The following is a 23,936-nucleotide window of genomic DNA, read 5'->3' on the forward strand; positions in this document are numbered from 1 at the left end:
AAGCACATGCTGTTTCGGCGATTCGTTACCGCGGCTCGGGCAGCCGCGGCCGGCGCAGTGTTCGGGGCGGTCGCGCTGACCGCCGGCTGCGGCTCCGGCGAGGGGTTCGACCCCGACCAGTGGAATGCCCCTGGTCAGAATGCCAAGGTCGGTTCGGTTCTCATTCGCTACGCCCACATCGCGGAGCCCCAGGGACAGCCGTGGAAGGAGGGAGACGACGTACCGGCGTATATGTGGCTCTACAACAAAGGTCCGGAGGCTGATCGGCTGGTCAGCGCGAGTACTCCGGCGGCCCGCTCGGTCGAGATTGTGGACGCCGGCGGCGATCCGCTGCCCCAAGGTGTGACATTGCCGGCTGACGAGCTTCAGGAGTTGGAACCCGGCAGGACGCACCTGGTGCTACGAGACCTTCGCCAGGTCGTGCGGGGCGGGGATTTCGTGAAACTCGCGGTGCGCTTCGAGAAGTCGGGCGCCACCACCTTCAACGTCCACTCTCAGATCCCCGTGTACGACCAAAGCCCGTCCCCCGACCGGTGAGCGGATCAGGGTTGGGGTGGCCTTGGCGCCTCGGCCCGACCACTGGGAGGTATCCATGACGCCGCACAGCCGTTCCGTCGGCCGCCACGCGGGCACGCGCCCGCCGAAACAATCCATGGCCGCCCCGCTGAGAGACTCCCTCGTCAGCATACTGATGCTGTTGGCAGGAGTCTGGCTGCTTGTGGGGGCGTGGATCATCGGCTACCCGTTCAACGAGCCCGCAGTAGACGCCCACCTGCACGAGATGATCGTCGGAGTCGTCGTCTTCCTCGTAGCGACCGCCCGCTTGCTGGGCAGGCACGGCTGGGTGACCGACCTGATCATCGTCGTGGCCGGGGCGTGGCTCATTGCCGCACCATTCCTGATCAGCTACGGCGACACCTCCCAAGCGGACGCGGCACGCACCAACGACGTGGTAACCGGCATCGTCCTGATTCTGCTGGCCGCTGTCTCGCTCCTTCTGGCACGCGCGAAGGTCATGAGATGAGACACGCGTCCTTTCGCCTGTTCACAGTCGGGCCCTGACCGAGGACCGACTGGTCGGGCAGCCCGGATGCTCGTGCACACCTGATCAAGAGACCGGGCCAAGCCAGGAGGGAGACAAAGATGCCCGACATCGAACCGCAAGTCCCAGATGCCGCCGCCATTGTCTGGAACAGGGTCGCAAGTTACGACTCCTACGAGGAAGCCCAGAGCGCGGTGGACCGGCTCTCCGACGAGAAGTTCCCGGTGGAGTACCTCGACATCATCGGATCGGACCTGCGACTGGTCGAGCATGTGACCGGCCGGCTCACCACGGGCCGTGCAGCGGCCGCCGGCGCAGCGGGCGGAGCTTGGTTCGGCCTGTTGGTCGGCCTGCTGGTCGGGCTCTTCACACCAGGTTCCGTCTGGCTCGGACTGCTGCTGGGCGGGATCCTCTTCGGCGCCCTGTGGGGAGCTGTCCTGGGTTGGGCCGGACACGCGGCCACTGGCGGCCGAAGGGACTTCTCCTCCACCCGGGCGCTGGCCGCTGCACGATACGACCTCGTCGCTCGCGGTGGCCACGCGGACCAGGCACGGGCGCTCCTCCAGCTCGCCGAAGGAACCGAAGCGGGTGAGTGGCGTCCGCGCAGGGCTCGGGCGGCTTCAGGGATGAGTGAGAGGGAAGGCGCGCAGCTCGTCCAAGCGGCGCACGCCGCTGTTCCCGGCCGTCGCGCTCGCCTGCCCGCCGACGGGGGCCTTCATGATGCGCAGCGCGCACGGCTCGGGATGCCGGGCAGTGCCGACCGGGACGAGAGCCCGGTGTACTCGCTGAGTGAGAACGGGGCCACATGGCCCCTGGCTCGTACCCCTGGCGGCGTCTGCGCGTCTGCGCGTCCGCGGCATTTCCACCAGTGCCGTCTTGATGGCCAGGGCGGGAGGCGGTGATCGCCACGGTCAGGGATGAGGAGTCCACCGGCCCCAGCCCTGCCGCATCAGCGCTCGGAGGCGCCGGTCCGCTGGTAGATGTCGGGTATGCCGTCGTGGTCCTCGTCGCGCGTCTCCTCCTCGTACAGACGGCGATAGATGCCGTTGCGGCGCTTGATGAGGAGGGCTGCCAGGCAGGCGGCGATGAGGGAGCCGACCAGGACCGCGGCCTTGACGCGTTCGGCCATGGCCGGGTCAGGGAAGGCGAGTTCGCCGATCAGGAGCGCCACGGTGAAGCCGATCCCGGCGAGGACCGCGAGCGCGAAGACGTCCGCCCAGGCGAGCTCGGGGTTGAGCCGGGCGCGGGTGAAGCGGGCGGCCAGATAGGTGCCGGCGAAGATGCCGAGGGCCTTGCCGGCGACCAGGCCCAGGACCACGCCGAGGGGCTCGGGCCGGGTGAAGACCTCGCCCAGAGACGCGGCTGTCACTCCCACGCCCGCGGCGAAGAGGGCGAACAGGGGCACCACCACACCGGCGGAGAACGGGTGGATCAGGTGGGACGTGCGTTCGGCGGGGGAGGCGGTCTCGTCCTCGTCGCGGGTGGTCCGCAGGATGAGGCCCATGGCGACGCCGGCGACGGTGGCGTGGACGCCGCTGTTGTACATCAGTGCCCAGCTGACGACGCCGAGGGGGACGTACCACCACCAGCCGCGCACGCGGAATCGCTGGAGCGCGTAGAAGACGGCCAGGCAGGCGAAGGCGCCGCCGAGCGCGGCGAAATTCAGGTCGCTGGTGAAGAAGATCGCGATGATCAGGATGGCGCCCAAGTCGTCGACTACGGCGAGGGTGAGCAGGAAGGCGCGCAGCGCGGCCGGCAGGTGGCTGCTGAGGACCGCGAGGACGGCGAGCGCGAAGGCGATGTCGGTGGCCATGGGCACGGCCCAGCCGTCCAGGCTGCCCCCGCCGGCCGTGACCGTGACGGCGTACAGCGCTGCGGGCACGACCATGCCGCACAGCGCGGCGACGACCGGCAGAGCTGCTGTGGCGGGGGTGCGGAGTTCGCCGACGACCAGTTCGCGTTTCAGCTCGATGCCTGCGACCAGGAAGAAGATGGCGAGCAGACCGTCGGCTGTCCAGTGCTCCACCGAAAGGTCCAGGCCCAGGGCCGGTATGCCGAAGTGGAAGTCGCGTATCTGCTCATAGGCCCCGCTCCAGGGGGTGTTCGCCCACGCCAGCGCGACGACGGCGGCCGCGAGGAGCACCAGCCCGCCGACCGTCTCCGTCCGCAGGGCCTGAACCACCGCGTTGCGCTCGGGCAGTGGCAGGAGACCGAGGAAGGGAGAACGTTCACGAGGGGCGGCAGCCATCAGGGAGACCTCCGGAGGCGTCGACTTCAGGGCATACGAGCCCTAGGACGCCGACCAGACTTCCCGGCACACCGCGCGTCCACCGCAGCCGCCTTCGGGCGGGGCGCTGACGCGTTGTTTTCACCCTAACCGCCGCCCCGCTTTGCCGCCAGACCCGGTTTCACCTGCGAAAATGTGGCTCAGGGCATGGCGAACGGGCCCGTCCACACCAAGGGCGAAAGGTGCGTACGGGCCCGTTCAGGAGCCGGGCCGCGGGGGCGGTCAGACGGTGGTCTTCACCGACTCCTGGTCTTCGTCGTCCTCGGTGATCTCACCGGCGTTGCGGGCGCGGACGAACTCCAGGAAGGAGTTCAGCTCGCGCTTGACGACCGGGGCGAGAAGGTAGAGGCCGATGATGTTGATGACGGCGAGCATGAAGAGCACCGCGTCAGCCATGTCGATGAGGGTCTGCAGGGTCAGCAGCGAGCCCGCGACGGCGAACAGCGTGTAGAGGACCTTGAAGGTCAGCTCGCTCGCCTGGCTGCGGCCGAAGAGGTGCGTCCAGGCCTTCATGCAGTAGTAGCCCCAGGTGAGCACCGTGGAGATGGCGAACAGCATCACCGCGATGGTGAGGATGTACGGGAACCAGGGCAGGACGGTGGCGAAGGCGTCGGAGGTGATCGTGACGCCGCCGGTGGAGTTGTCTGTACGTGCCTCGGCCCAGCTGGCGGGGTTGGCGATGACAATGGTCAGCGCGGTCATCGTGCAGATGACGACGGTGTCGATGAACGGCTCCAGCAGGGCGACCAGGCCCTCGCTGGCGGGGTGCTTGGTCTTGACCGCGGAGTGCGCGATCGGGGCGGAGCCGAGACCGGCCTCGTTGGAGAACGCGGCCCGCTTGAAACCGATGATCAGCGCGCCGAGCACACCACCGGCGACGCCCTGCGGGTTGAAGGCGCCCTCGATGATGGTGCCGATCGCGGCCGGGACGGCGGAGACGTGCACCAGGATGACGACCAGGCAGGCCACGATGTAGATGCCGGCCATGGCGGGGACCAGCTTGCTGGTGACGTTGGCGATGGAGCGGATGCCACCGAGCAGGACGATGCCGACGAGGGCCGCGATGAGGATGCCGAAGAACAGGGCGCCGGCGGAGGAGCCCATCAGGCCGTCCTCGCCGCCGGTGACGGAGACCAGCTGGGCGTAGGACTGGTTGACCTGGAAGAGGTTGCCGCCGAAGAGGCCGAAGAACAGGATCATGAAGGAGGCGAGGACCGCGAGGACCTTGCCGAGGGTCTTGCCGTTCTTGCCGAAGCGGTCGGCCAGGCCCTTGGGCAGGTAGTGCATCGGGCCGCCGGAGACGGTGCCGTCGGCGTGCACCTCTCGGTACTTCACGCCGAGGGTGACCTCGACGAACTTGGTGGCCATACCGAGCAGGCCGCACAGGATCATCCAGAACGTGGCACCGGGACCACCGATGGAGACGGCGACGGCCACACCGGCGATGTTCCCGAGGCCGACCGTGCCGGAGACGGCGGCGGTCAGGGCCTGGAAGTGGTTGACCTCGCCGGCCGACCCCTTCTCGTCGTACTTCCCTCTCACCACGTCGAAGGCGAGCTTGAACTTGCGGACCTGCACGAACCCGAACCAGCCGGTGAAGACGAGACCGGCGACGACGAGCCAGGCGACGATGAGGGGCAGCTCCGTCCCGCCTACGGGCACGGAGTAGAAGACGACTTCCCCGAGCCAGGTGGCTATGGGCTCGAAGAATCCGCTGACGGCTTCGTCGACGGATGTGGTGATGGAGTCGAGTGACACGTTGACTACCTCGTTGGCGCAGGACCGGCATGGGGTGGGGCCGGTTGGTGTGCGGGCTTGAGTGAACGCCGTTGTCCGATCGGCGACGGGTGCGCTCCGCGAACTCGGAGCGTGATCACCCTGGTCTTGCTGCCGGGCGCGCGCCCGGGTCCCCGAAGGCCGCGACAGGCGGCCGCGTACGAGTTGCGTAGTTCTACCACGCCTTTACGAGATCTTTAGTGACCCGAATCACATAACGGTCAGTAACATTCGAAAGTCCCAGGCAGCGAGACCGGACCGTTATTCGGACAGCACGATTCATTCATCGGACACTTATGCCCCGTCGGTCCTCTGGCGCGGCCGTGGCGGGTTGGGTGACTCCCTGCGATCCGTGCCGAGCGCGAGGCAACTCTACGCAGTACTTCCCTTCCCTCAGGCCTCGCCTGGCGGCGTCGGACACTTGATGGTCTGCGGTGACGAGGCACTGGCCGACCGCGCTTCCTGGACGCCGTGGTCGGCTTCGCCCTGCTGACGGCCACGGTGAGCTGGGTCATGGGCATCTATCCCGCCCTGGCCCGCCGCCGAGCCGTCGCACTGCGACGTGTCCCAGCTACGGCGCGTCGGCCTGGGGAAGCAGCAGTTGTCCACGTCCGTGGCCTGCGCCGTCTTTCAGAACCTCGCCGCCGACCTGGCTCACATCTGTGTGGACTACCGGCAGTACGCCGAGTCGTACTACTTCCACGACGGCGACGAGAACACCTCGCTGGCCGCGAACATCATGTACCTCACCGCCGTGGCGGAGCAGCTGCCGGACGGTACCGGTGAAGAGCGCCGGCTGGTCAGGGAGCTCTTGCGCGTTTCCCTGCACGACCTTGCGGTCACCCTCGATGAACGGTTCCTCCACACCGGTGGAACGACTCAGCAAGTCTTCGCCCGGTACGCACAGGACCACGGGCGCGCCGCGAAGAGGTGACGGTCAGTCCCTGGGCGAGATCCGGCGTGCCCGTCAGAGTGCCTGCTCCGGCCAGTCCAGCAGGCGTGCGCCGATGACCGCGGTCTGGAGGGTGTAGCGATCGACGGCGTCCCCGGGGTCGGCGCCTGTCAGCTTGTGGATGCGTTCCAGCCGGTAGGTCATGGCCCGCACGCTCAGGGAGAGGCGGCGGGCCGCTTCGGCGGACACACAGCCGGTGTCGAAGTACGCGGTGAGGGTGTCGATGAGCGGCTGCGCGCCGCCGCGAGCCTGTTGGAGCGGGCCGAGCACCGTGCGCACGAGGTCGGCCATGGCCTGCCGGTCGCGGGTGAGGACCGGATAGACGAGCAGGTCCGCCGCGTGCAGTACCGCGTCCTCCAGGTTCATCCGGCCGGCCAGGTCGAGGGCGTTGAGCGCCTCCTCGTAGGAGTGGACGACTCCGCCGACGCCCGGGTGCGCCCGGCCGATGGCCACCCGGCCGCCGTCGGTCGCGGCGTACGCCTGCTTCGCGAAGAAGGCCAGGACGTCGGTCTCGTCGCCCGGCGCGATGCAGATGAGTCTGCCGTTCTTCGTGGTCAGCAGTATCCGGCGGTCGCCGAAGCGGGCGGTGAGGGACGACTCGATCCCGCGCGTGACCGAGTAGCCGTCGTCGTACGGCTCCGGGCCTTCGGCGACGGCCACCGCGTGCGCGTGGGAGAACAGCAGCCCGAAGCGACCGGCTCGTTCGGCGAGCCGGCCGGCATCGGCCCGGCCGTGAAGCACGTCGTCGATGAACTCCCGCCGCGCGGCCTCCTGCTGGCGGATGGCGAGCCGTTGCGCCCGCTCGTGACCTTCCGCGAAGGCGTCCACGGCCTGCTCCACGGCCGCGAGCAGGTGGTCGGCGGACCGCAGATCCGCTTGCACGTCCTGGGCCTTGGCCAGGTGGGCCCGCACCAGGAACCGGAGTCCGATCCCGGCTTCCGCAGCCCGCTCGCCCTGGGCGCGCAGCGCTTCCAACTCGTCGCGAGTCAGCCGCCTGCCGGTGGCGCAGGCGGCGGTGAGCGTCTGGGCGTACCCCTCCAGATACTCCTCGGCCGTGTCCCGCTCCGCCATGGTCCCTCCCCCGCTCCTGACGCGCCGATGAGGCCTTTTCGGCGCGAGTCGTCAAGGGTGGCACGTGGGCATCGCAGGGCGGCCACCGGCATCAAGAGGTCGTGAAGATTGCCGGTCGACGGCAATGCGGACGCGCGTGTCGCGCTGCCACGATGAGGTGGCCGGAGCCGGGGCGTCCGAGAGCGATGCCGGGATCCGGAAAGCGACCTGCCGCGTCACGGGATCGAAGGGGAGAGTCATGGCCGAGTTTCTGCATGCCATCGCCACCTTTCCCGCCGTGCTGTTCACCGCCGCTCTCGTGGTCGTCATCGGTTTCTGGCTGCTGGTGCTGCTCGGTGCCGCCGATCACGACGGTTTCGACGCGGACGTGGACGCCGACGCGCTCGGCCTGGGCGGAGTCCCCGTCTCGGTGTCGGCCTCGCTGCTGATCGTCCTGTCCTGGTTCTTCACCCTCACAGGCACGGTCGTGCTGTCCCGTACGGGATGGCCCGATGCCCTGCATCACCTGCTCGGCGCCGTCCTGCTGTTCGCCTCCCTCTTCGGCGCCTGGCCTTTGACCCGGGCGCTCGTCCGCCCGCTGGCCAAACTCTTCCCCGACGAACCCGGGCCGTCCCTGCACGACTTCGTCGGACTGACCTGCACCATCCGCACAGGGCGGGTGGACGGGGACTTCGGCCAGGCGGAGGTCGCTGCCCGGGACGGCTCCACCGCCGTCGTCCAGGTCCGCCAGAACGAGGTCCCTCAAAACGGCGGCAGCCGGCTGGCGCTCGGCAGCACGGGACTGCTGTACGCGTACGACGACACCGGCGAGTTCTTCTGGGTCACGCCCTTCGACAAGGCGCTCGACCCCCGCGGCTGACCCGCCGTCCCCCTGCTTCAGCTCTCACCCTTCGATCCGGGGATTCCTCATGGATGCCATCACCGTAGGTCTCGGCGTGCTCGTCGCCGTTGTCCTGCTCATCACCATCGCCATGCTGTTCGTGATCAGCCGGCTGTTCCGCAAGGTGGAGCAGGGCAAGGCGCTGATCGTGTCGAAGATGCGGAAGGTCGACGTGACCTTCACCGGTCAAGTCGTCCTGCCCGTGCTGCACAAGGCCGAGGTCATGGACATCTCGGTGAAGACCATCGACATCAGCAGGACAGGCCGGGACGGTCTGATCTGCCGGGACAACATCCGCGCCGACATCCGCATCTCGTTCTTCGTACGGGTCAACAAGACCGTCGAGGACGTCATCAAGGTCGCCCAGGCCATCGGCACGGCCCGCGCCAGCGACCAGGCCACACTCCAGGAGCTGTTCAACGCCAAGTTCTCCGAGGCGCTGAAGACGGTCGGCAAGCAGCTCGACTTCACGGACCTCTACACCAAGCGCGATGAGTTCCGGGACAGGATCATCCAGGTCATCGGCACCGACCTCAACGGCTACAGCCTCGAAGACGCGGCGATCGACTACCTGGAGCAGACCCCGCTCGCGCAGCTCGACGCCTCCAACATCCTCGACGCCCAGGGCATCCGGAAGATCACCGAGCTGACGGCCGTCGAGCACGTGCGCACCAACGAGTTCCAGCGCACGGAGGAGAAGGAGATCACCCGCCAGAACGTCGACGCCCGGGAAGCCATCCTGGAGCTGGAGCGCCGCCAGGCCGACGCCGAGATCAAGCAGAAGCGCGAGATCGACACCGTTCGTGCCAAGGAGGAGGCCGAGACCGCCCGCGTGGTCGAGGAGGAGCGGCTGCGCGCGCAGAGCGCCTTCCTCAAGACCGAGGAGCAGCTCGGCATCCAGCGCGAAAACCAGGCCCGCGAGGTTGCCGTCGCGCAGAAGAACCGCGAGCGCGTCATCGCCATCGAGAACGAGCGCATCGAGAAGGACCGCCTCCTCGAAGTCATCGCACGGGACCGGGAGACCGAACTCACCCGCATCTCCGCCGAGAAGGAGGTCGAGGCCGAGCGCCGTGAGATCGCCGAGGTGATCCGCGAGCGGGTCGCGGTGGACCGTACGGTCGCCGAGCAGGAGGAGTCCATCAAGAAGCTCCGCGCGGTCGAGGAGGCCGAGCGCAAGCGGCGGACCGTCGTCATCGCCGCCGAGGCCGAGGCGCAGGAGCAGCTGGTCAAGGACATCAAGGCCGCCGAGGCGGCCGAGCAGGCCGCTGTCCACCGGGCCGCCGAGGAGCTCACCCTCGCGGAGGCCCGTAACAAGACCGCCGACATGGACGCCCGCGCCAAGATCCGCCTCGCCGAGGGTGTCCAGGCCGAAGCCGCCGCCGAGGGTCTGGCCGCCGTCCAGGTCCGGGAGAAGGAAGCGGACGCGATCGAGAAGACCGGCCGCGCCGAGGCGGGGGCGACCGAGGCCCGGCTGCGTGCCGAAGCGGCCGGAACCCGGGAGAAGGCGCTGGCCGAGGCCACCGCCATCGGCGAGAAGCTCAAGGCAGAGGCCGCCGGCCTCACCGAGAAGGCCGCCGCGATGGCCGCGCTGGACGAGGCGTCGCGCACACACGAGGAGTTCCGGCTGCGCCTGGAGGCGGAGAAGGACATCCGACTCGCGGGCCTCGACGTCCAGCGGCAGGTTGCCGAGGCACAGGCCACGGTGCTGGCCACGGGGCTCGAGAACGCCGACATCAACATCGTGGGGGGCGAGTCCGCCTTCTTCGACCGGATCGTCGGTGCCATCTCCCTCGGCAAGAGCGTCGACGGCTTCGTCCAGCACTCGCAGACCGCGCAAGCGCTGGCCGGCCCGTGGCTCGACGGCTCCGCGTCCTTCACCGAGGACCTGACGAAGGTGCTGGGGTCGGTGTCCACGGCCGACGTGCAGAACCTGACCGTCTCGGCTCTGCTGATGAAGCTGATGCCGGCCGGGTCCGGGCAACTGGACGAACTCATCGGCAAGGCGCGACAGCTGGGCCTGGCCGACATGCCGGTGGCCGAGCTGGCCGGGCTGAACGGTACGACCGGGCTGAACGGCACGGCCAAGAGCTGACGCCCGGTTCCGCAGTTCCCGGAGCTGTCGCGCGGGGGGCGGCAGCTCCGGAGGAAGACCGTCACGTACACGAGGGAGCGGGAGAGCATGGAGACGACGGGGATGGACGCCGGTACGTACGAGGTACTGCGCGACCGCCTCGGTGCCCAGGCCGGCGAACTGGCCCGGCGCGCCGAGGACCTCAACACCGCCCGTATCGCGGCCTTCGGCTCCACGGAACTCGCCCTCCTCAGCACCGAGCGGATCCGCACGGACCGCAATGCCGTCCCCCGCGACGCCGTCGCCGTCGGTGACGCGCTGCTCGTCGGCTACGAGGCTCCGGCGGCGGACGTGTTCGCCCTCTACGACGGCGACCTGAACCGGCTCCCGGACGACGCGGTGCCCGGCCTGCTCGACGACCCCGCCTTCGTACGCGAACACGCCGCGCTGCACCGCTACTTCCAGGGCGCGCGACTCCTCCGGCTCCGCCGCGTGGAGGGCAGGCTGCTGGCGGTGTTCCGGACCGGGGAGCAGGCCGAGGACATCCGCGTGCTGCGCTGGTCGGTTTCGGCGTCCGGCGAGGTGCGGTTCCTTGACGCCCGGGGGGAGCGGGACAACGTCCTCCCCGACCCGTACGACTTCTCGTGGGTCGACGCGACCCGGGACGACCACGTCCTGGGACGGCACCCGCACATCTCCCTCGCCGCAGGCACCGTCTTCGTCTCGACGGTCGGCGGCACGCTGACGGTGAAGACCGACGACGACACGGAGTCCGGCGAGGGTGTGCACAGCGAGCCGGTCGACGAGCCCCTCCAGTCGCTCGCCGACGCCGACGTGGCCTACGCGGTCGTCGGTGCCCTGATCCTGATCCGTGTCCGTCCGTACAAGGAGGACACCCGGCGGCATCTGGTCTTCAACACGCTCACGAAGTCCGTCGTCCGGCTCGACGGCGTCGGACAGGCGTGCCGCCGGCTGCCCGACGGCCAGGGCATCGTCTTCCCCGGCGGCTATTGCCTGGCCACCGGCGCGGTGAAGACCTTCGACGCCGCGGACACCCGGGGCCTGGAGTTCGAGCGCGCTGTCCGCTCGCCCAACGGCGAGGACGTGCTGTTCGCGTTCCACGCCGGGGCCGAGGGCCGCACCCTCCTCCTGCCGTACAACCTCATCCGCAAGGCGGCCGCCACACCCCTGACCTGTCACGGCTACGCCCTCTTCGACGACGGCACCCTCACCCTGCTGCGCCCGGAGTCCGGCGCGCCGACGCGCGTACATCCGGTGCAGGCGTGGCGGACCCCGTACGTCTCCGACACCCACACCGTCCCCGTGGACGACGGGCCCCTCGCCCGGATCGGCAACGCCGATCTCGTACGCGGCATCTCCGACTGCCTCGCCATCGCCCGCCAGGCCACCGAGACCACCGCCACCAGTGAGCTGTACGCGGCGCTGGTCGCCGCCTGCACACGGGCCGCCGACCGCTTCCACTGGCTGGGCGACGCGGACGCCGGAGACCTGCGCACCCCGCTGGAGGAGCTGAAGACCACCGCCGAGCAGGTGCTGGAGGAGTTCGCGTCCGTCCAGTCCCTTACCCGGCAGGCCGCCGAGGCCGTCACGGAGACGGCCGAGCACCTCCAGCGCCTGGTACGGCGCGTCAGGGGCGAAGCTCCGGCCACCGCCGAGGAGTGGATCGAGCGCATCGCGGAGCTGCGCCGGGCCCAGGGCCGCCTGATGACCCTGAAGGAGATGCGGTACGCGGACACGGACGCCATCGACGCGCTCGCCGGGGACACCGAGGACCACATCGCCTCCACCGCGCAGCGGGCGGTGGCCTTCCTCCAGCGCGACGACGCATTCAGCGGCCACCACGCGGAGGCGGAGCGGCTCACCGACGCCGCCGGGGCCATCACCACGACAGCCGAGGCGGCCCCGGTCACGGAAAGGCTGGACGAGCAGGTCTTCGGCCTCCAGACCCTCACCGAGGTCGTCGCCGGTCTGGACATCGGCGACGCCACCGCGCGCACCGCGATCCTGGAGCGGATCGCGGAAGTGCTGGCCGGGCTGAACCGCGCTCGCGCGGCCCTCTCCGCCCGCCGCCGTGACCTCGTGGAGCGGGAGGGGCGGGCGGAGTTCGCGGCCGAGTTCGCGCTGCTCGCGCAGTCCGTCACCAGCGCACTGGCGGCGGCCGACAGCCCCGAGACCTGTGACACGCAGCTCGCGCGACTACTGCTCCAACTGGACACCCTGGAGTCGCGGTTCGCCGACCACGACGGCTTCCTCGCCGAGATCGCCGACAAGCGCACCGAGGTCCACGACGCCTTCTCCGGCCGCAAGCAGACTCTCCAGGACACCCGCGCCCGGCGCGCCGAACGCCTCGCCGAGTCCGCTGCACGCGTCCTGGAGACGATCGCCCGCCGGTCGGCCGGACTGGACAGCGTCGACGCGGTCAACACGTACTTCGCCTCCGACCCGATGGCGGCCAAAGTCCGGCGTACCGCCGACGAGCTGCGCGGACTCGGTGACCAGGCCCGGGCCGAGGAACTTCAGGGACGGCTCAAAGCCGCCCGCCAGGAGGCCGCGCGGGCGCTGCGGGACCGCACCGAGCTGTACGCGGACGGCGGCGACACCATCCGCCTGGGCACGCACCGCTTCGCCGTCAACACCCAGCCCCCCGAGCTCATGCTCGTGCCCCACGGCGACGACGGGATGGCGTTCGTGCTGACCGGCACCGACTACCGGCGCCCGGTTACCGACGCCGGGTTCGCGGACACCCGCGCCTACCGGCACCAACTCCTGCCGTCCGAGAACGCCGACGTCTACCGGGCGGAGTACCTCGCCGCGAAGCTCCTGGCCGAGCGCGGCGCGGAGGCCCTCGCCGACGCGGACCTCCCCGGCCTCGCCCGGCGGGCCGCCGAGGCCGCGTACGACCAGGGGTACGAGCGCGGCGTCCACGACCACGACGCGGCCGCGATCCTCTCCCTCCTGCTGCGCTTGCGGGAGCGGGCGGGGCTGCTGCGGTACCCGGCCGCCGACCGCGCCACCGCCCAACTGTTCTGGGCCCACGGCACGACACCGCAGACGCGGCGAGCGTGGATGAGCGAGGCGGCGTCCTTGGTACGGGCGCGGAACATGTTCGGCACCGCACCGGCACTCGACGCGCTGCGCGGCGAACTCATCGACGCGGGCGCCCTGACAGATCTCGCGGCCGAGTACCTCGTCGAGGAGCTCGCGACCGGCGAGTCCTTCGTGGCGGGCCCGGCGGCACGCACGCTGCTGGAGAAGTTCCGCCGGTCGGTGGGCTCGACGCCGTACGCGGAAGAGGTACGCGACCGGCTGGCCGCCGACGACACCGCGGCCGCGCGACGGCTGGTCGAGGGGTGGCTCGCCGCGTACGCCGCCTCCAGCGGGGAGAACCAGGACGCCGGTGACCTCGCCGAGGCGGTCGCGATCGAGGTCTGCCCCGAGCTGGTGCGCCACGACGCGGACAGCACGCTGACGGCCACGGTCACGGGCCTGCTCGGCACGCACCCGAGGATCACCCGCGGCGTCCTGACCCTGCGGCTCGACGAATTCCTGGCCACGACCGGCGACTTCACCCGCCGAGTGGCGCCCGGCTTCCGCGCCTACCAGCAGCGCAGGACGGCTCTCGTCGCCGCCGAGCGCCGGCGGCTGCGCCTGGACGAGTACCGGCCGCGCGTCATGTCCTCGTTCGTACGCAACCGGCTCGTCGACGAGGTGTACCTGCCCCTCGTCGGCGACAACCTCGCCAAGCAGCTCGGCGCCACTGGGGCCGGCAAACGGACCGACAACCACGGTCTGCTGCTCCTCGTCTCACCGCCCGGCTACGGCAAGACGACCCTCATGGAATACGTCGCCGACCGCCTCGGCCTGCTCCTGGTGAAGATCGACGGCCCGGCCCTGGGGCATGACGTCACCTCCTTGGACCCGGCGGAGGCACCGAACGCCACGGCCCGCCAGGAGGTCGAGAAGATCAACTTCGCGCTGGCGGCGGGAAACAACGTCCTGCTGTATCTGGACGACATCCAGCACACGTCGCCCGAGCTGTTGCAGAAGTTCATCCCGCTGTGCGACGCCACCCGCACCCTGAACGGCCACGACCTGCGCGGCAAGCGCTTCGCCGTCTGCATGGCCGGCAACCCCTACACCGAGTCCGGGCAGCGCTTCCGCATCCCCGACATGCTCGCCAACCGCGCCGACGTCTGGAACCTCGGCGACGTTCTGACCGGCAAGGAGGACGCCTTCGCCCTCAGCTTCATCGAGAACGCCCTCACCTCCCACCCGGACCTCGCGCCCCTGGCCGCGCGGGACCGCGCTGACCTGGAGCTGCTGGTCCGGCTCGCCGCTGACGACCCGACCGCCCGACGCGACCGGCTCGCCCACCCCTACGCCCCTGTCGAACTCGACCGGATCCTCGCCGTCCTGCGCCACCTGCTCACCGCTCGTGAGACGGTCCTCGCCGTCAACGAGGCGTACATCGCCTCCGCGGCCCAGACCGACGCCACCCGCACCGAGCCGCCCTTCCAGCTCCAGGGCTCCTACCGCAACCTGAACAAGATCGCGGCACGGATCTCCCCGGCCATGAACCACGCCGAACTGGCCGCCGTCATCGACGACCACTACACGGGCGAGGCCCAGACCCTCACCACCGGAGCCGAGGCCAACCTGCTGAAACTCGCCGCACTGCGCGGCACGCCCACCCAGGCGCAGACAGCGCGCTGGGCGGAGATCACCGCCGCGTACGTCCGCACCCAGGCCCTCGGCGGCTCCGGCGACGATGCCGTCGGCCGGGCGGTGGCCGCCCTCGGCCTGCTCGCCGACCGGATCGCCGCCGTAGAAGCCGCCATCACCCGGGCCACGGACCCCCGCCACCTGCTGAGCCGCCCGGCCGCGGGGCGACATGCGGTCCGCCCGGAAGGCGGGCAGCCCGGATGACACATCCCTGCGGTCAGATGCGCGGGCAAGACTGATCGGCAGCAGGTCTTTCCCTGCCCTGGAGTTGCCCGATGCCGCCTTCACCACCGGTTTTGGACCGGTGTCCTCGCTGGGCCGGAACTCTGCGCAGAGGGACTTCGGCGCCGGACTACCGCCCTCGTACGGCTGCGAGGGGACACCGACGCCCGCGGCGTCGACCGGACGACCGGCAAGCTGGTCGATGCTCCGGGAACGTCGCCTGCCGCACTGGTGGTGGAGGGCATCGCGTATCCCCGTGATCGGTCGGACGCTGCCCGTGCCGCCTGCATCGAGGCGATGCGCCGACACCTTTGACGGACGCAGTACAAGCGCTGAACCAGGGCCGTGGGAAATGATCTACAACAGCGCGGGATGCCCCTCTCGCTGTTCATCGAACGCTGCTGGCCGGCGCATTTCGTCGGTTCCCCACCACCACCACAGGAGACGGGTCTTCGGGGCGCGTGTGGGGCTTCGGACACGCGCAGGGCCCTGGTGGTGACGTGGGTCTCCACCAGGGCCTGCTGATTTGATCTTGTTCTGCTCGGGGAGGGAGCGCCGGGCCGAGTGTGCGCGGTCGGTGCCGGGAAGCCGGTCGGTGTTCAGCTGCCGAGCGGTTTCGTCTTGCCTCGGCGGAAGGTGCGTCGGCGTGGTCGCTCACCGCCGAGGGTGAGTGTGTCGAGGTTCCCCGAACAGAACCCCGTGCCGCCGGCGGGCGGGGGAGCCGTCCGAGGGCGACGCGACGGCGCAGCAGACCGGGGGCGGCACCGGCGGTCGGGGGCGGCACCGGCGGTCGGGGACGCGGGGCGGGATTTGGTCCTCGTGTTGTGCGGCGGGCTGCCGGGCCGTTTGTCGGCCGTGATGTTTCACGTGGAACGTCGAAGGGCCGGCGACGGAGCCTGACGCGGCCTGACGGGTCCCGAGCGGCGGACGCCCGCCGAGGGCCGAAGCCGCGTTCCGCGTGTGTCCTGGATGCCGATGCCGATGCCGCGGCCGGTCGGGCGCCGCTCCCGTGGGTCCTCGGCGCTCCCGCCAGAGCCTGGGGGCATGGTTGTCCACAGGGGGCAGACGGCTGTCGTGGCCCGGCGGTACGGTCTGGGCAGTTGATGTTGAGGGCGTACGACGCCGGGGGAGGCAGCGGCATGAACGAGGCCGGGATGTTGGTGCCCGCGCAGCGGCTGGAGGACGGCGCGGCCGGGGCCGTGGATGTGGTGGCCGGGGGCCGCATTCCGGACGTGCCCGGATTCGCGCCGCGCACGGCGGCCAAGGGAAGGGCGGCCGGGCAGGCCGGCGGCTCGCCGAAGGAGCTGGGCAAGGCGCTGCGGGCGCGCGTGCCGCGCTCCGGGCACGACTCGCTTGTTCTCACCACCGATCGCCCGGACGCTGTCCGGGCGGTTGAAGAGTCCAGCCGGGGCCGTGTGCCCGAGCTCACTCCCATACGAGTGGGCAGGATGGCGGCCTCCCCGTTCGCGTTCCTGCGCGGCTCGGCAGGACTGATGGCACACGATCTGGTGGGCACTCCTGTGACCGGCGTCGGCGCCCAGATCTGCGGCGACGCGCACGCCGCGAACTTCGGTCTCTACGGGGACGCCCACGGGCGACTCGTCATCGATCTGAACGACTTCGACGAAACGGTCGTCGGCCCGTGGGAGTGGGACGTCAAGCGGCTGGCGGTGTCGCTGGTGCTGGCCGGACGGGTGGCGGGGGCGGACGAGGACGTCTGCCGGGCGGCCGCCTTCGATGCCGTCGGCGCCTACCGGCGCACCATGCGGCTGCTGGCGAAGCTGCCCGCGCTGGACGCGTGGAACGCCATCGCCGACGAGGAGCTCGTCTCGCACACGGACGCGCGGGACCTGCTGGGCACGCTGGAGCGTGTCGCCGCGAAAGCCCGCAACAACACCAGCGCCCGCTTCGCCGCCAGGTCCACGGAGCCGGTGACCGGCGAGGACGGCGAGGCGGGCCGCCGCTTCGTGGACGCAGCGCCGGTGCTGCGGCGGGTGCCGGACGCGGAGGCGGCGGCTGTCGCCGCGTCCCTCGGCCCGTACCTGTCCACGGTGTCCGAGGACCGGCTGCCGCTGCTCGCGCGGTACGCGATCCACGACGTCGCCTTCCGCGTCGTGGGCACCGGCAGCGTCGGTACCCGGTCGTACGTGGTGCTGCTGCTCGATCACCGGGGCGATCCGCTGGTACTGCAGGTGAAGGAGGCGCGGGCTTCGGCGCTGGAGCCGTATCTGCCCGCCGCCGGTTTCCCGGTACGGCCGGTGGACCACGAAGGCCGGCGCGTGGTGCTCGGGCAGAAGCGGATGCAGGTCGTCAGCGACATCCTGCTCGGCTGGACGACGGTGGACGGCAGGCCGTTCCAGGTGCGGCAGTTCCGCAACCGCAAGGGCAGCGTGGACCCTGCCGCTCTGGCCCCAGAGCAGGTCGACGACTACGGGCGGATGACCGGCGCGCTCTTGGCGCGTGCGCACGCCCACAGTGCAGACCCGCGGCTCCTGGCGGGCTACTGCGGCAAGAGCGAGGAGTTCGACGAGGCCGTCGCATCCTTCGCCGTCGCCTACGCGGACCGCACCGAGGCCGACCACGCGGAGCTGCTGGCCGCGGTCAAGAGCGGTCGGACAGCAGCCGAGCTGGGTGTGTGACCGGCCACCCCGGGGCGGCCGTAGTCTGGACGGGTGACCCAGGAAGCCGCCGGTGAACCGACCTCCCGGAACGACGAAGAGCGCCACGCGCACCAGGACGCACAGCCGAGGCCAGAGGCCCGGCTGGCGAACGCGGTGCGGGTGGCCGAGCAGGCGCTGATCGAGTTCGAGATCGCGCTGGAGACGTTCCGGGTGGAGGTGGAGAACTTCTCCCGGCTGCACCATCAGAAGCTCGGGCCGATGTATGCGCGGCTGGATGAGCTGGACGCGCAGATCGCCGAGGCCCGGGCGACGCGCAGCGGTGATCCCGAGGACCTGCGCAAGGCGCAGGAGGCACGGGCCATGGTGCTGCCCATGCCGGGCGTGGACGAGCTGTTCCACGACTGGATGGACAGTGACGGCCTGTCCCCGGAGGCCGCCGCGATGCTCACGGAACAGCCGGTGCGGGCCCCCAGGCGCGTGCGGCCCAGTGAAGAGGCCCGCAAGCTCTACCGGGAGCTGGCCCGCAAGGCGCATCCGGACCTGGCGCAGGACGAGACGGAGCGGGCGCGGCGTGATGAGTTCATCGCCCGGGTGAACGCCGCCTACGGCCTCGGCGACGCGGACCGGCTGCGGGAGCTGGCCGCGGAGTGGGAGGCGGGGCCGATGGCACCGGAGCTGCAGCTCAGCGAGAGCGAGGAGCTCTACGCACGCCTGGAGTGGCTCGCGCAGCGCAAGGAGCTGCTCACCCGGGTGGCCAAGGAGCTGGAGGAGAGCGCCATCGGCGCGATGCTGCGGATGGCGCCCGACGACCCGGACACGCTGCTCGAGGAGATCGCCGAACAACTGCTCGCGCAGGTCGCCGAGCGGGAGAAGGAACTGGCCGACCTGGTGGACTAGGTTTCCTCAAGGCCCGTCAAGCGGCCGGCAGGTCCGCTGTACCCGTACGAGAGAAGGCATTGCCCCATGAACTTCGCCCCGCTCCCCTCCGTGGACGCCGCGGCGGTACCGGCCGACGGTCTGGTGCTGGACGTCCGTGAGGCCGACGAATGGGCGGCCGGTCATGTCGAGGGTGCGCTGCACGTCCCGATGAGCGACTTCGTGGCCCGCTTCGGCGAGGTCACCGAGGCGGTGGCGGACGGGCGCCGCGCCTATGTGATGTGCCGGGTCGGCGGCCGGTCCGCCCAGGTGACCCAGTACCTGGTGCAGCAGGGCATCGACGCGGTGAACATCGACGGTGGCATGCTCGCCTGGGACGGCGCGGGCCGCCCGATGGTGACCGAGAACGGTGCCCCTGCCTTCGTGCTCTGACCCGGCGGCGTGCGATTGACCCGGCCACCGGCGGCTGTCGCCGCGGCCGGTTCGCCCGGCGGGGGCCTCCTGGCCGACCCGCTGGTGGGGCGGCGGCTAGCCGAGTGGATGGGCGGCGAGCAGATCGCCGAGCGCCTCTTCGTGGGCGGCGGCCGGGCCGAGGGACAGTTCCAGCTGCTTGGCCCAGGCGTGGAAACGGTGCAGCGGGTAGTCCGTGTCCGCGCCGAAGCCGCCGTGCAGATGCTGTGCCGTCTGCACCACGCGACGCACCCCCTCGGACGCCCAGATCTTGGCCACCGCCACGTCGGCGGCGACGGGAAGCGTTCCTGACGTCGTGCCGGACGCGCCGGTCTCCTCCGGCTCCGTGAGGCGCCAGGCGGCCTGCCACAGGGTGGCCTCCATGGCGCGCAGATCGATGTAGCGGTCGGCCGCCTGGACGGCGACCGCCTGGAACGTCGCGACGGGGAAGCCGAACTGCTCGCGCTGCGCCGTGTATCGGCTCGTCATGGTCAGCACCGCTTCGCCGAGGCCGAGCGCCAGCGCGCAGGTCCCCGTCGTCAGCAGGTGGCGCAGCCACTCCCAGGCGCCGTCCGCGTCGATCACGTCGGGCGCGTCGACGCGTACGGAGTCCAGCGCGACCTCTGCGTACCGTTCGCCGTTGGTGGAGATCTGCTCGGCGAGCGTGAGTCCCGCGCGGCCCGGGGAAACCAGGGCGAACACCGCACGGCCGTCGTCGGTGTGCGCGGGCACGGCGATGCGGTCCGCGCACGGGGCCCAGGGCACGCCCGTCTGTACCCCGTCGAGGACCCAGCCGCCGTCCTGCCCCTGGCCCCGGCGTGCGGTCACGGCGAGCTCCGCGGGGTCGTGGCCGGTGCGGCCGTTGGCCCCGACGGTGAGAACCAGCTCTCCACGGACCACCCGGGGGAGGATCTCGGCGCAGAGCGCCGGGCTGCCGTGGCGCGCGACCGCCATGGCGACCGCGCTCGTCTCCAGCATGGGCACCCTGGCCAGCGCCTTCGCCGACTCGCGCAGCACCAGGCACAGGGCTATGGGGTCGAGCCCCGCGCCGCCGTGCTCCGGCGGCAGGACCAGGCCGAGCAGATCCGCCCCCGCGAGCCCGGCCCACACGGCGCGGTCGAACTCCTCGGCCACCGGACCCGCGGTCAGCGCCGGGCTCGGCACCGCATCGGGCGCCACACCCGACAGGACGGCTCGTGCTGCCTCGACGGCCGCCTGTTGCTCCTCGGTGAAGGTGAAGTCCACTGTCCCGTCCCTCCCGTACACGCTGGCACAACGGCACCGCCAGAGGCCATATCTGACGGACCGTCAAGATAGGGGACGCTGCCGGAAATGACTACAGCGCGGGCGCGGGATTTCGGGGCGGCGGCGCTGCCGCCGGCCTCAGCGGTCGAAGTCCAACTCCACTTCCCCGGTGGCCGGGTGGGACTGGCAGGCGAGCACATAGCCCGCCTCGGTCTCCTCCGGTTCCAGTGCGAAGTTGCGGTCCATGCGGACCTCTCCGGACACAAGGAAGGCACGGCAGGTGCCGCAGACACCTCCCTTGCAGGCGTAGGGCGCGTCCGCCCGGCTGCGCAGCACGGTGTCCAGCAGCGACTCCCCGTCCCGCACCGGCCATGTACCGGAGCGGCCGTCGAGCGTCGCCGTCAGCGACGCATGGGCCGGGGCAGCCACCGGGGCAGCCACCGGGGCCGAGCCGTCGTCGACATGGAAGATCTCCTGGTGGATGCGCCCGCGGTCCACCCCGAGCCCGTGCAGCGCCCGCTCCGCACCCTGCACCAGGCCGAAGGGCCCGCACAGGAACCAGCCGTCCACCTCGGCCACCGGCAGCAGCGCCGGCAGAAGAGCCGTCAACCGCTTCCGGTCCAGCCGTCCGGACGGCAGACCCGCCTGCTGCTCCTCCCGGGACAGGACGGTGACCAGCTGAAAGCGGTCCGGGAAGCGGTCCTTCAGGTCGGCGACCTCCTCGAGGAACATCGTCGACGCCGCCGTACGGTCACTGCGGATCAGACAGAACCGGGCACCCGGCTCCTCGGCGAGCAGCGTCGTGACCATGGACAGGACCGGTGTGATGCCGCTGCCGCCGACCACCGCGGCGAAGTACCCGGGGCGGGGCGGCAGGAGGAACCGGCCCATCGGCGGCATGACCTCGACCGTGTCGCCGACGGCCAGCTCCTTGAGGGCGTACGTGGAGAATTCGCCGCCGTCGACCAGCCGGATGCCCACGCGCAGCACCAGGGCGCCGTCGGCCGGTGCCGCCGGGGAGCAGATCGAGTACGTACGCCGGATCTCCACGCCGTCCACGACCCGGCGCAGGGCCAGATGCTGGCCGGGGGTGTGGCGGAAGGTCTCGCGCAGCTCGGGCGGCACCTCGACGGTGACGGCCACCGAGTCGTCGGTGAGCTGCTCGACGGCGCCGACCCGGAGCGGATGGAACATCTACAGCTCCTTGAAGTGGTCGAAAGGTTCGCGGCAGGAGACGCAGCGGCGCAAGGCCTTGCACGCCGTCGAGGAGAACCGGCTGAGCAGCTCGGTCTCGGTCGACCCGCAGTGCGGGCAGCGCACGGCGAGCGTCAGCTCCACGGAGCCGTCCGCCGTGTGGGGGCGGGGCGGCGCTATACCGAACGCGTCGAGCTTGCGCCGGCCCTCCGGGCTGATGTCGTCCGTCGACCAGGCCGGGGTGAGCACCTTGACGACACTGACGTCCGCCACCCCGTGGTCGTGCAGCACCTGCTCGATGTCGGCGGTCATCGCCTCGATGGCCGGGCAGCCCGTGTACGTCGGGGTCAGCTCGACCTCGACGCGATCCGGTCCGACCAGATGGACCCCGCGGAGCACCCCGAGCTCCTCCAAGGTCAGAACCGGCAGCTCGGGGTCGGGGACGGCCCCGGCCAGCCGGCGCAGCTCCGCCTCAAGCGCGGTGTCGTCGGCGGACGGCTTCTGTGTCCTGGTCACCATGACGCCCCCGGATGGCTTCGGCGCAGGTGCTGCATCTCGGCGATCATCCGACCGAACGGCTCGGTGTGCAGGCCCTGCCGCCCTGCGCCCGCCGACCAGGCGCCCTTGCGGGGCCCGTCCGGCACGGTCAGCGTCGCCTTCTTCAGCACGCCCGTGACGTACGCCAGCCAGGCCGGCTCCAGCGTCTCCAGGTCGAAGCCGAGGCCCTCGACCGGCTGGAACATCTCGCCGGTGAACCGCCACAGCGCCTCGCAGGCCCGCTGCATGCGCTGGTGGCTCTCCGCGGTCCCGTCACCCAGCCGCGCCATCCAGTGCTCGGCGTGGTCACGGTGGTACGCGACTTCCTTGACGGCCTTCGCGGCGAGGCCGGCGAAGGGGCCGTCGCCCGAGGCGAGTGTCTCGTAGAGCAGGGCCTGGTAGCCGGAGAAGTAGAACTGGCGGGCGATGGTGTGGGCGAAGTCGCCGTTCGGCTGCTCGACGAGCTGGAGGTTGCGGAATTCGCGCTCGTCGCGCAGGTAGGCGAGCTCGTCCTCGTCCCCGACGAGGGAGAGCAGCACCCGGGCCTGGCCCAGCAGGTCGAGGGCGATGTTGGCGAGGGCCACCTCCTCCTCGAGGACCGGCGCATGGCCTGCCCACTCCCCCAGCCGGTGCGAGAGCACCAGGGCGTCGTCGCCGAGCGCCAGGGCAGCGGCGGGCACGGAAGTGCTGGTCACAGGTGCTTCACCCCTTCGGGGATCTCATAGAAGGTCGGGTGGCGGTAGGGCTTGTCGGCAGCCGGGTCGAAGAACGAGTCCTTCTCGTCCGGCGAGGACGCGGTGATCTCACTGGAGGGCACAACCCAGATCGAAACACCTTCGCTGCGCCGGGTGTAGACGTCTCGCGCGTTTCTCAGAGCCATTTCGGCGTCCGGGGCGTGCAGGCTGCCCGCGTGCGTATGGGACAGGCCGCGGCGCGAGCGCACGAAGACCTCCCACAGCGGCCATTCGGTCGAGCTGCTCATGCGGTCGCCTCCCCGGTCTCGGTGTGCTGTGCTGCTGATCGGTTCTTGGCGGCATACGCCGCGGCTGCCTCGCGGACCCAGGCACCTGCCTCGTGTGCCCGGCGGCGCTGGGTGATCCGCTGCTCGTTGCACGGGCCGTTGCCCTTGAGGACTTCCTGGAACTCCGACCAGTCGATCTCGCCGAAGTCGTGGTGCCCGCGCTCCTCGTTCCACCGGAGGTCCGGGTCGGGGAGCGCCAGTCCGAGTGCCTCGGCCTGCGGGACACAGATGTCGACGAAGCGCTGGCGCAGCTCGTCGTTCGAATGACGCTTGATCTTCCAGGCCATGGACTGGGCGGAGTGTGCCGAGGCGTCGTCCGGCGGGCCGAACATCATCAGCGAGGGCCACCACCAGCGGTCCACCGCGTCCTGGGCCATCGCATGCTGCTCGGGAGTGCCCTGGGACAGGGCGAGCAGCAGCTCGTAACCCTGGCGCTGGTGGAAGGACTCCTCCTTGCAGATCCGGACCATCGCGCGCGCGTACGGGCCGTAGGAGCAGCGGCAGAGCGGGACCTGGTTGGTGATCGCGGCTCCGTCGACCAGCCAGCCGATGGCGCCGACGTCCGCCCAGGTCAAGGTCGGGTAGTTGAAGATCGACGAGTATTTCTGGCGGCCCGTGTGGAGCTTGTCGAGCAGCTCGTCCCGGCTCGTGCCCAGCGTCTCGGCGGCGCTGTAGAGGTAGAGGCCGTGGCCGGCCTCGTCCTGGACCTTGGCCATGAGGATCGCCTTGCGGCGCAGCGACGGCGCCCGCGTGATCCAGTTCGCCTCCGGCTGCATGCCGATGATTTCCGAGTGCGCGTGCTGGGCCATCTGACGGACCAGCGAGGCCCGGTAGGCGTCCGGCATCCAGTCTCGCGGCTCGATGCGCTCGTCGGCGGCCACGGCGGCGTCGAACGCCGCCTCGTACGCCTCCGGTGTCACTGTCGTCATCCGGGCCCCCTACCTACCT

General features: G+C 70.7%; 19 protein-coding genes. 10 read left to right on the forward strand and 9 right to left on the reverse strand.

The window, feature by feature from the left end; genetic code table 11:
* Positions 1-6 precede the first annotated feature (6 nt).
* The 3 genes from J7E88_RS18710 (at position 7) to J7E88_RS37095 (ending at position 1,944) form a co-directional block, all read left to right on the forward strand.
* Positions 7-537, forward strand: coding sequence for a copper chaperone PCu(A)C (locus J7E88_RS18710; protein ID WP_215182475.1), 531 nt, complete (start codon positions 7-9; stop codon positions 535-537).
* 160 nt (positions 538-697) lie between these two features.
* Positions 698-1,024, forward strand: coding sequence for an SPW repeat protein (locus tag J7E88_RS18715; RefSeq protein WP_215182477.1), 327 nt, complete (start codon positions 698-700; stop codon positions 1,022-1,024).
* A 119-nt stretch (positions 1,025-1,143) separates the two neighbouring features.
* Positions 1,144-1,944 carry a general stress protein gene (locus tag J7E88_RS37095; RefSeq protein WP_308307541.1) on the forward strand — a complete coding sequence of 267 codons (801 nt, stop codon included), beginning with the start codon at positions 1,144-1,146 and terminating at the stop codon, positions 1,942-1,944.
* Between the two features lie 47 nt (positions 1,945-1,991).
* On the opposite strand, the gene nhaA is transcribed toward J7E88_RS37095, so the two are convergent.
* Together nhaA and J7E88_RS18730 are read right to left on the reverse strand one after the other, a co-directional pair.
* Complete coding sequence (gene nhaA, locus J7E88_RS18725; protein ID WP_215182479.1) at positions 1,992-3,290, reverse strand: Na+/H+ antiporter NhaA; 1,299 nt, start codon at positions 3,288-3,290, stop codon at positions 1,992-1,994.
* 261 nt (positions 3,291-3,551) lie between these two features.
* On the reverse strand, positions 3,552-5,087 hold the full coding sequence (locus J7E88_RS18730; RefSeq protein WP_215182481.1) for a sodium:alanine symporter family protein: 1,536 nt from the start codon (positions 5,085-5,087) through the stop codon (positions 3,552-3,554).
* A gap of 580 nt (positions 5,088-5,667) precedes the next feature.
* On the opposite strand from J7E88_RS18730, the gene J7E88_RS18735 reads away from it, so the two are divergent.
* Positions 5,668-6,039: a hypothetical protein gene (locus tag J7E88_RS18735; RefSeq protein ID WP_215182483.1), complete on the forward strand. Its 372-nt coding sequence runs from the start codon at positions 5,668-5,670 to the stop codon at positions 6,037-6,039.
* Between the two features lie 33 nt (positions 6,040-6,072).
* Here J7E88_RS18735 and J7E88_RS18740 read toward each other — a convergent pair whose 3' ends face one another.
* Positions 6,073-7,128 (reverse strand): CdaR family transcriptional regulator, encoded by a 1,056-nt coding sequence (locus tag J7E88_RS18740; RefSeq protein ID WP_215182485.1) that lies wholly within the window; start codon positions 7,126-7,128, stop codon positions 6,073-6,075.
* 238 nt (positions 7,129-7,366) lie between these two features.
* Here J7E88_RS18740 and J7E88_RS18745 point away from each other — a divergent pair, with 238 nt between their 5' ends.
* The 6 genes from J7E88_RS18745 (at position 7,367) to J7E88_RS18770 (ending at position 18,973) form a co-directional block, all read left to right on the forward strand.
* The gene (locus J7E88_RS18745; protein ID WP_215182487.1) at positions 7,367-7,987 is read left to right on the forward strand and encodes a YqiJ family protein; all 621 of its coding nucleotides are present in this window, start codon (positions 7,367-7,369) and stop codon (positions 7,985-7,987) included.
* Between the two features lie 49 nt (positions 7,988-8,036).
* Entirely contained in the window at positions 8,037-10,100 is a 2,064-nt protein-coding gene (locus J7E88_RS18750; protein ID WP_215182489.1) for a flotillin family protein, read from the forward strand.
* Between the two features lie 87 nt (positions 10,101-10,187).
* Positions 10,188-15,026, forward strand: a complete 4,839-nt coding sequence (locus tag J7E88_RS18755) for a DNA repair ATPase (RefSeq protein ID WP_215182491.1) — start codon at positions 10,188-10,190, stop codon at positions 15,024-15,026.
* 1,157 nt (positions 15,027-16,183) lie between these two features.
* Positions 16,184-17,683: a DUF2252 domain-containing protein gene (locus J7E88_RS18760; RefSeq protein WP_215182493.1), complete on the forward strand. Its 1,500-nt coding sequence runs from the start codon at positions 16,184-16,186 to the stop codon at positions 17,681-17,683.
* Between the two features lie 33 nt (positions 17,684-17,716).
* Entirely contained in the window at positions 17,717-18,562 is an 846-nt protein-coding gene (locus tag J7E88_RS18765) for a hypothetical protein (protein ID WP_215182495.1), read from the forward strand.
* Between the two features lie 66 nt (positions 18,563-18,628).
* Positions 18,629-18,973: a rhodanese-like domain-containing protein gene (locus J7E88_RS18770; RefSeq protein ID WP_215182497.1), complete on the forward strand. Its 345-nt coding sequence runs from the start codon at positions 18,629-18,631 to the stop codon at positions 18,971-18,973.
* Positions 18,974-19,069: 96 nt separating this feature from the next.
* On the opposite strand, the gene J7E88_RS18775 is transcribed toward J7E88_RS18770, so the two are convergent.
* The 6 genes from J7E88_RS18775 to paaA form a co-directional block, all read right to left on the reverse strand.
* Positions 19,070-20,236 (reverse strand): acyl-CoA dehydrogenase family protein, encoded by a 1,167-nt coding sequence (locus J7E88_RS18775; RefSeq protein WP_215182499.1) that lies wholly within the window; start codon positions 20,234-20,236, stop codon positions 19,070-19,072.
* A gap of 138 nt (positions 20,237-20,374) precedes the next feature.
* Complete coding sequence (locus J7E88_RS18780; protein WP_215182501.1) at positions 20,375-21,430, reverse strand: 2Fe-2S iron-sulfur cluster-binding protein; 1,056 nt, start codon at positions 21,428-21,430, stop codon at positions 20,375-20,377.
* A complete protein-coding gene (gene paaD / locus J7E88_RS18785; protein ID WP_215182503.1) occupies positions 21,431-21,949 on the reverse strand; it encodes a 1,2-phenylacetyl-CoA epoxidase subunit PaaD in 519 nt (172 codons plus the stop codon). It lies immediately after the preceding gene.
* On the reverse strand, positions 21,943-22,662 hold the full coding sequence (gene paaC, locus J7E88_RS18790) for a 1,2-phenylacetyl-CoA epoxidase subunit PaaC (protein ID WP_215182505.1): 720 nt from the start codon (positions 22,660-22,662) through the stop codon (positions 21,943-21,945). The genes paaD and paaC overlap by 7 nt, the downstream gene beginning before the upstream one ends.
* Positions 22,659-22,949, reverse strand: coding sequence for a 1,2-phenylacetyl-CoA epoxidase subunit PaaB (gene paaB, locus J7E88_RS18795; protein WP_215182507.1), 291 nt, complete (start codon positions 22,947-22,949; stop codon positions 22,659-22,661). The genes paaC and paaB overlap by 4 nt, the downstream gene beginning before the upstream one ends.
* On the reverse strand, positions 22,946-23,917 hold the full coding sequence (paaA, locus tag J7E88_RS18800; protein WP_215182509.1) for a 1,2-phenylacetyl-CoA epoxidase subunit PaaA: 972 nt from the start codon (positions 23,915-23,917) through the stop codon (positions 22,946-22,948). The genes paaB and paaA overlap by 4 nt, the downstream gene beginning before the upstream one ends.
* Positions 23,918-23,936: the final 19 nt, after the last annotated feature.

It is taken from the genome of Streptomyces sp. ISL-10 (genome assembly GCF_018614575.1).
Classification (GTDB): domain Bacteria; phylum Actinomycetota; class Actinomycetes; order Streptomycetales; family Streptomycetaceae; genus Streptomyces.

Excerpts from the sequence above, each read along its gene's own strand:
- J7E88_RS18740 (WP_215182485.1), bottom strand. The coding sequence starts at position 7,128 with ATGGCGGAGCGGGACACGGCCGAGGAGTATCTGGAGGGGTACGCCCAG.
- J7E88_RS18750 (WP_215182489.1), top strand. The coding sequence starts at position 8,037 with ATGGATGCCATCACCGTAGGTCTCGGCGTGCTCGTCGCCGTTGTCCTG.
- paaD (WP_215182503.1), bottom strand. The coding sequence starts at position 21,949 with ATGGTGACCAGGACACAGAAGCCGTCCGCCGACGACACCGCGCTTGAG.
- J7E88_RS18710 (WP_215182475.1), top strand. The coding sequence starts at position 7 with ATGCTGTTTCGGCGATTCGTTACCGCGGCTCGGGCAGCCGCGGCCGGC.
- J7E88_RS18760 (WP_215182493.1), top strand. The coding sequence starts at position 16,184 with ATGAACGAGGCCGGGATGTTGGTGCCCGCGCAGCGGCTGGAGGACGGC.
- J7E88_RS18770 (WP_215182497.1), top strand. The coding sequence starts at position 18,629 with ATGAACTTCGCCCCGCTCCCCTCCGTGGACGCCGCGGCGGTACCGGCC.
- J7E88_RS18745 (WP_215182487.1), top strand. The coding sequence starts at position 7,367 with ATGGCCGAGTTTCTGCATGCCATCGCCACCTTTCCCGCCGTGCTGTTC.
- J7E88_RS18755 (WP_215182491.1), top strand. The coding sequence starts at position 10,188 with ATGGAGACGACGGGGATGGACGCCGGTACGTACGAGGTACTGCGCGAC.
- J7E88_RS18780 (WP_215182501.1), bottom strand. The coding sequence starts at position 21,430 with ATGTTCCATCCGCTCCGGGTCGGCGCCGTCGAGCAGCTCACCGACGAC.
- nhaA (WP_215182479.1), bottom strand. The coding sequence starts at position 3,290 with ATGGCTGCCGCCCCTCGTGAACGTTCTCCCTTCCTCGGTCTCCTGCCA.
- paaB (WP_215182507.1), bottom strand. The coding sequence starts at position 22,949 with ATGAGCAGCTCGACCGAATGGCCGCTGTGGGAGGTCTTCGTGCGCTCG.
- J7E88_RS37095 (WP_308307541.1), top strand. The coding sequence starts at position 1,144 with ATGCCCGACATCGAACCGCAAGTCCCAGATGCCGCCGCCATTGTCTGG.
- paaA (WP_215182509.1), bottom strand. The coding sequence starts at position 23,917 with ATGACGACAGTGACACCGGAGGCGTACGAGGCGGCGTTCGACGCCGCC.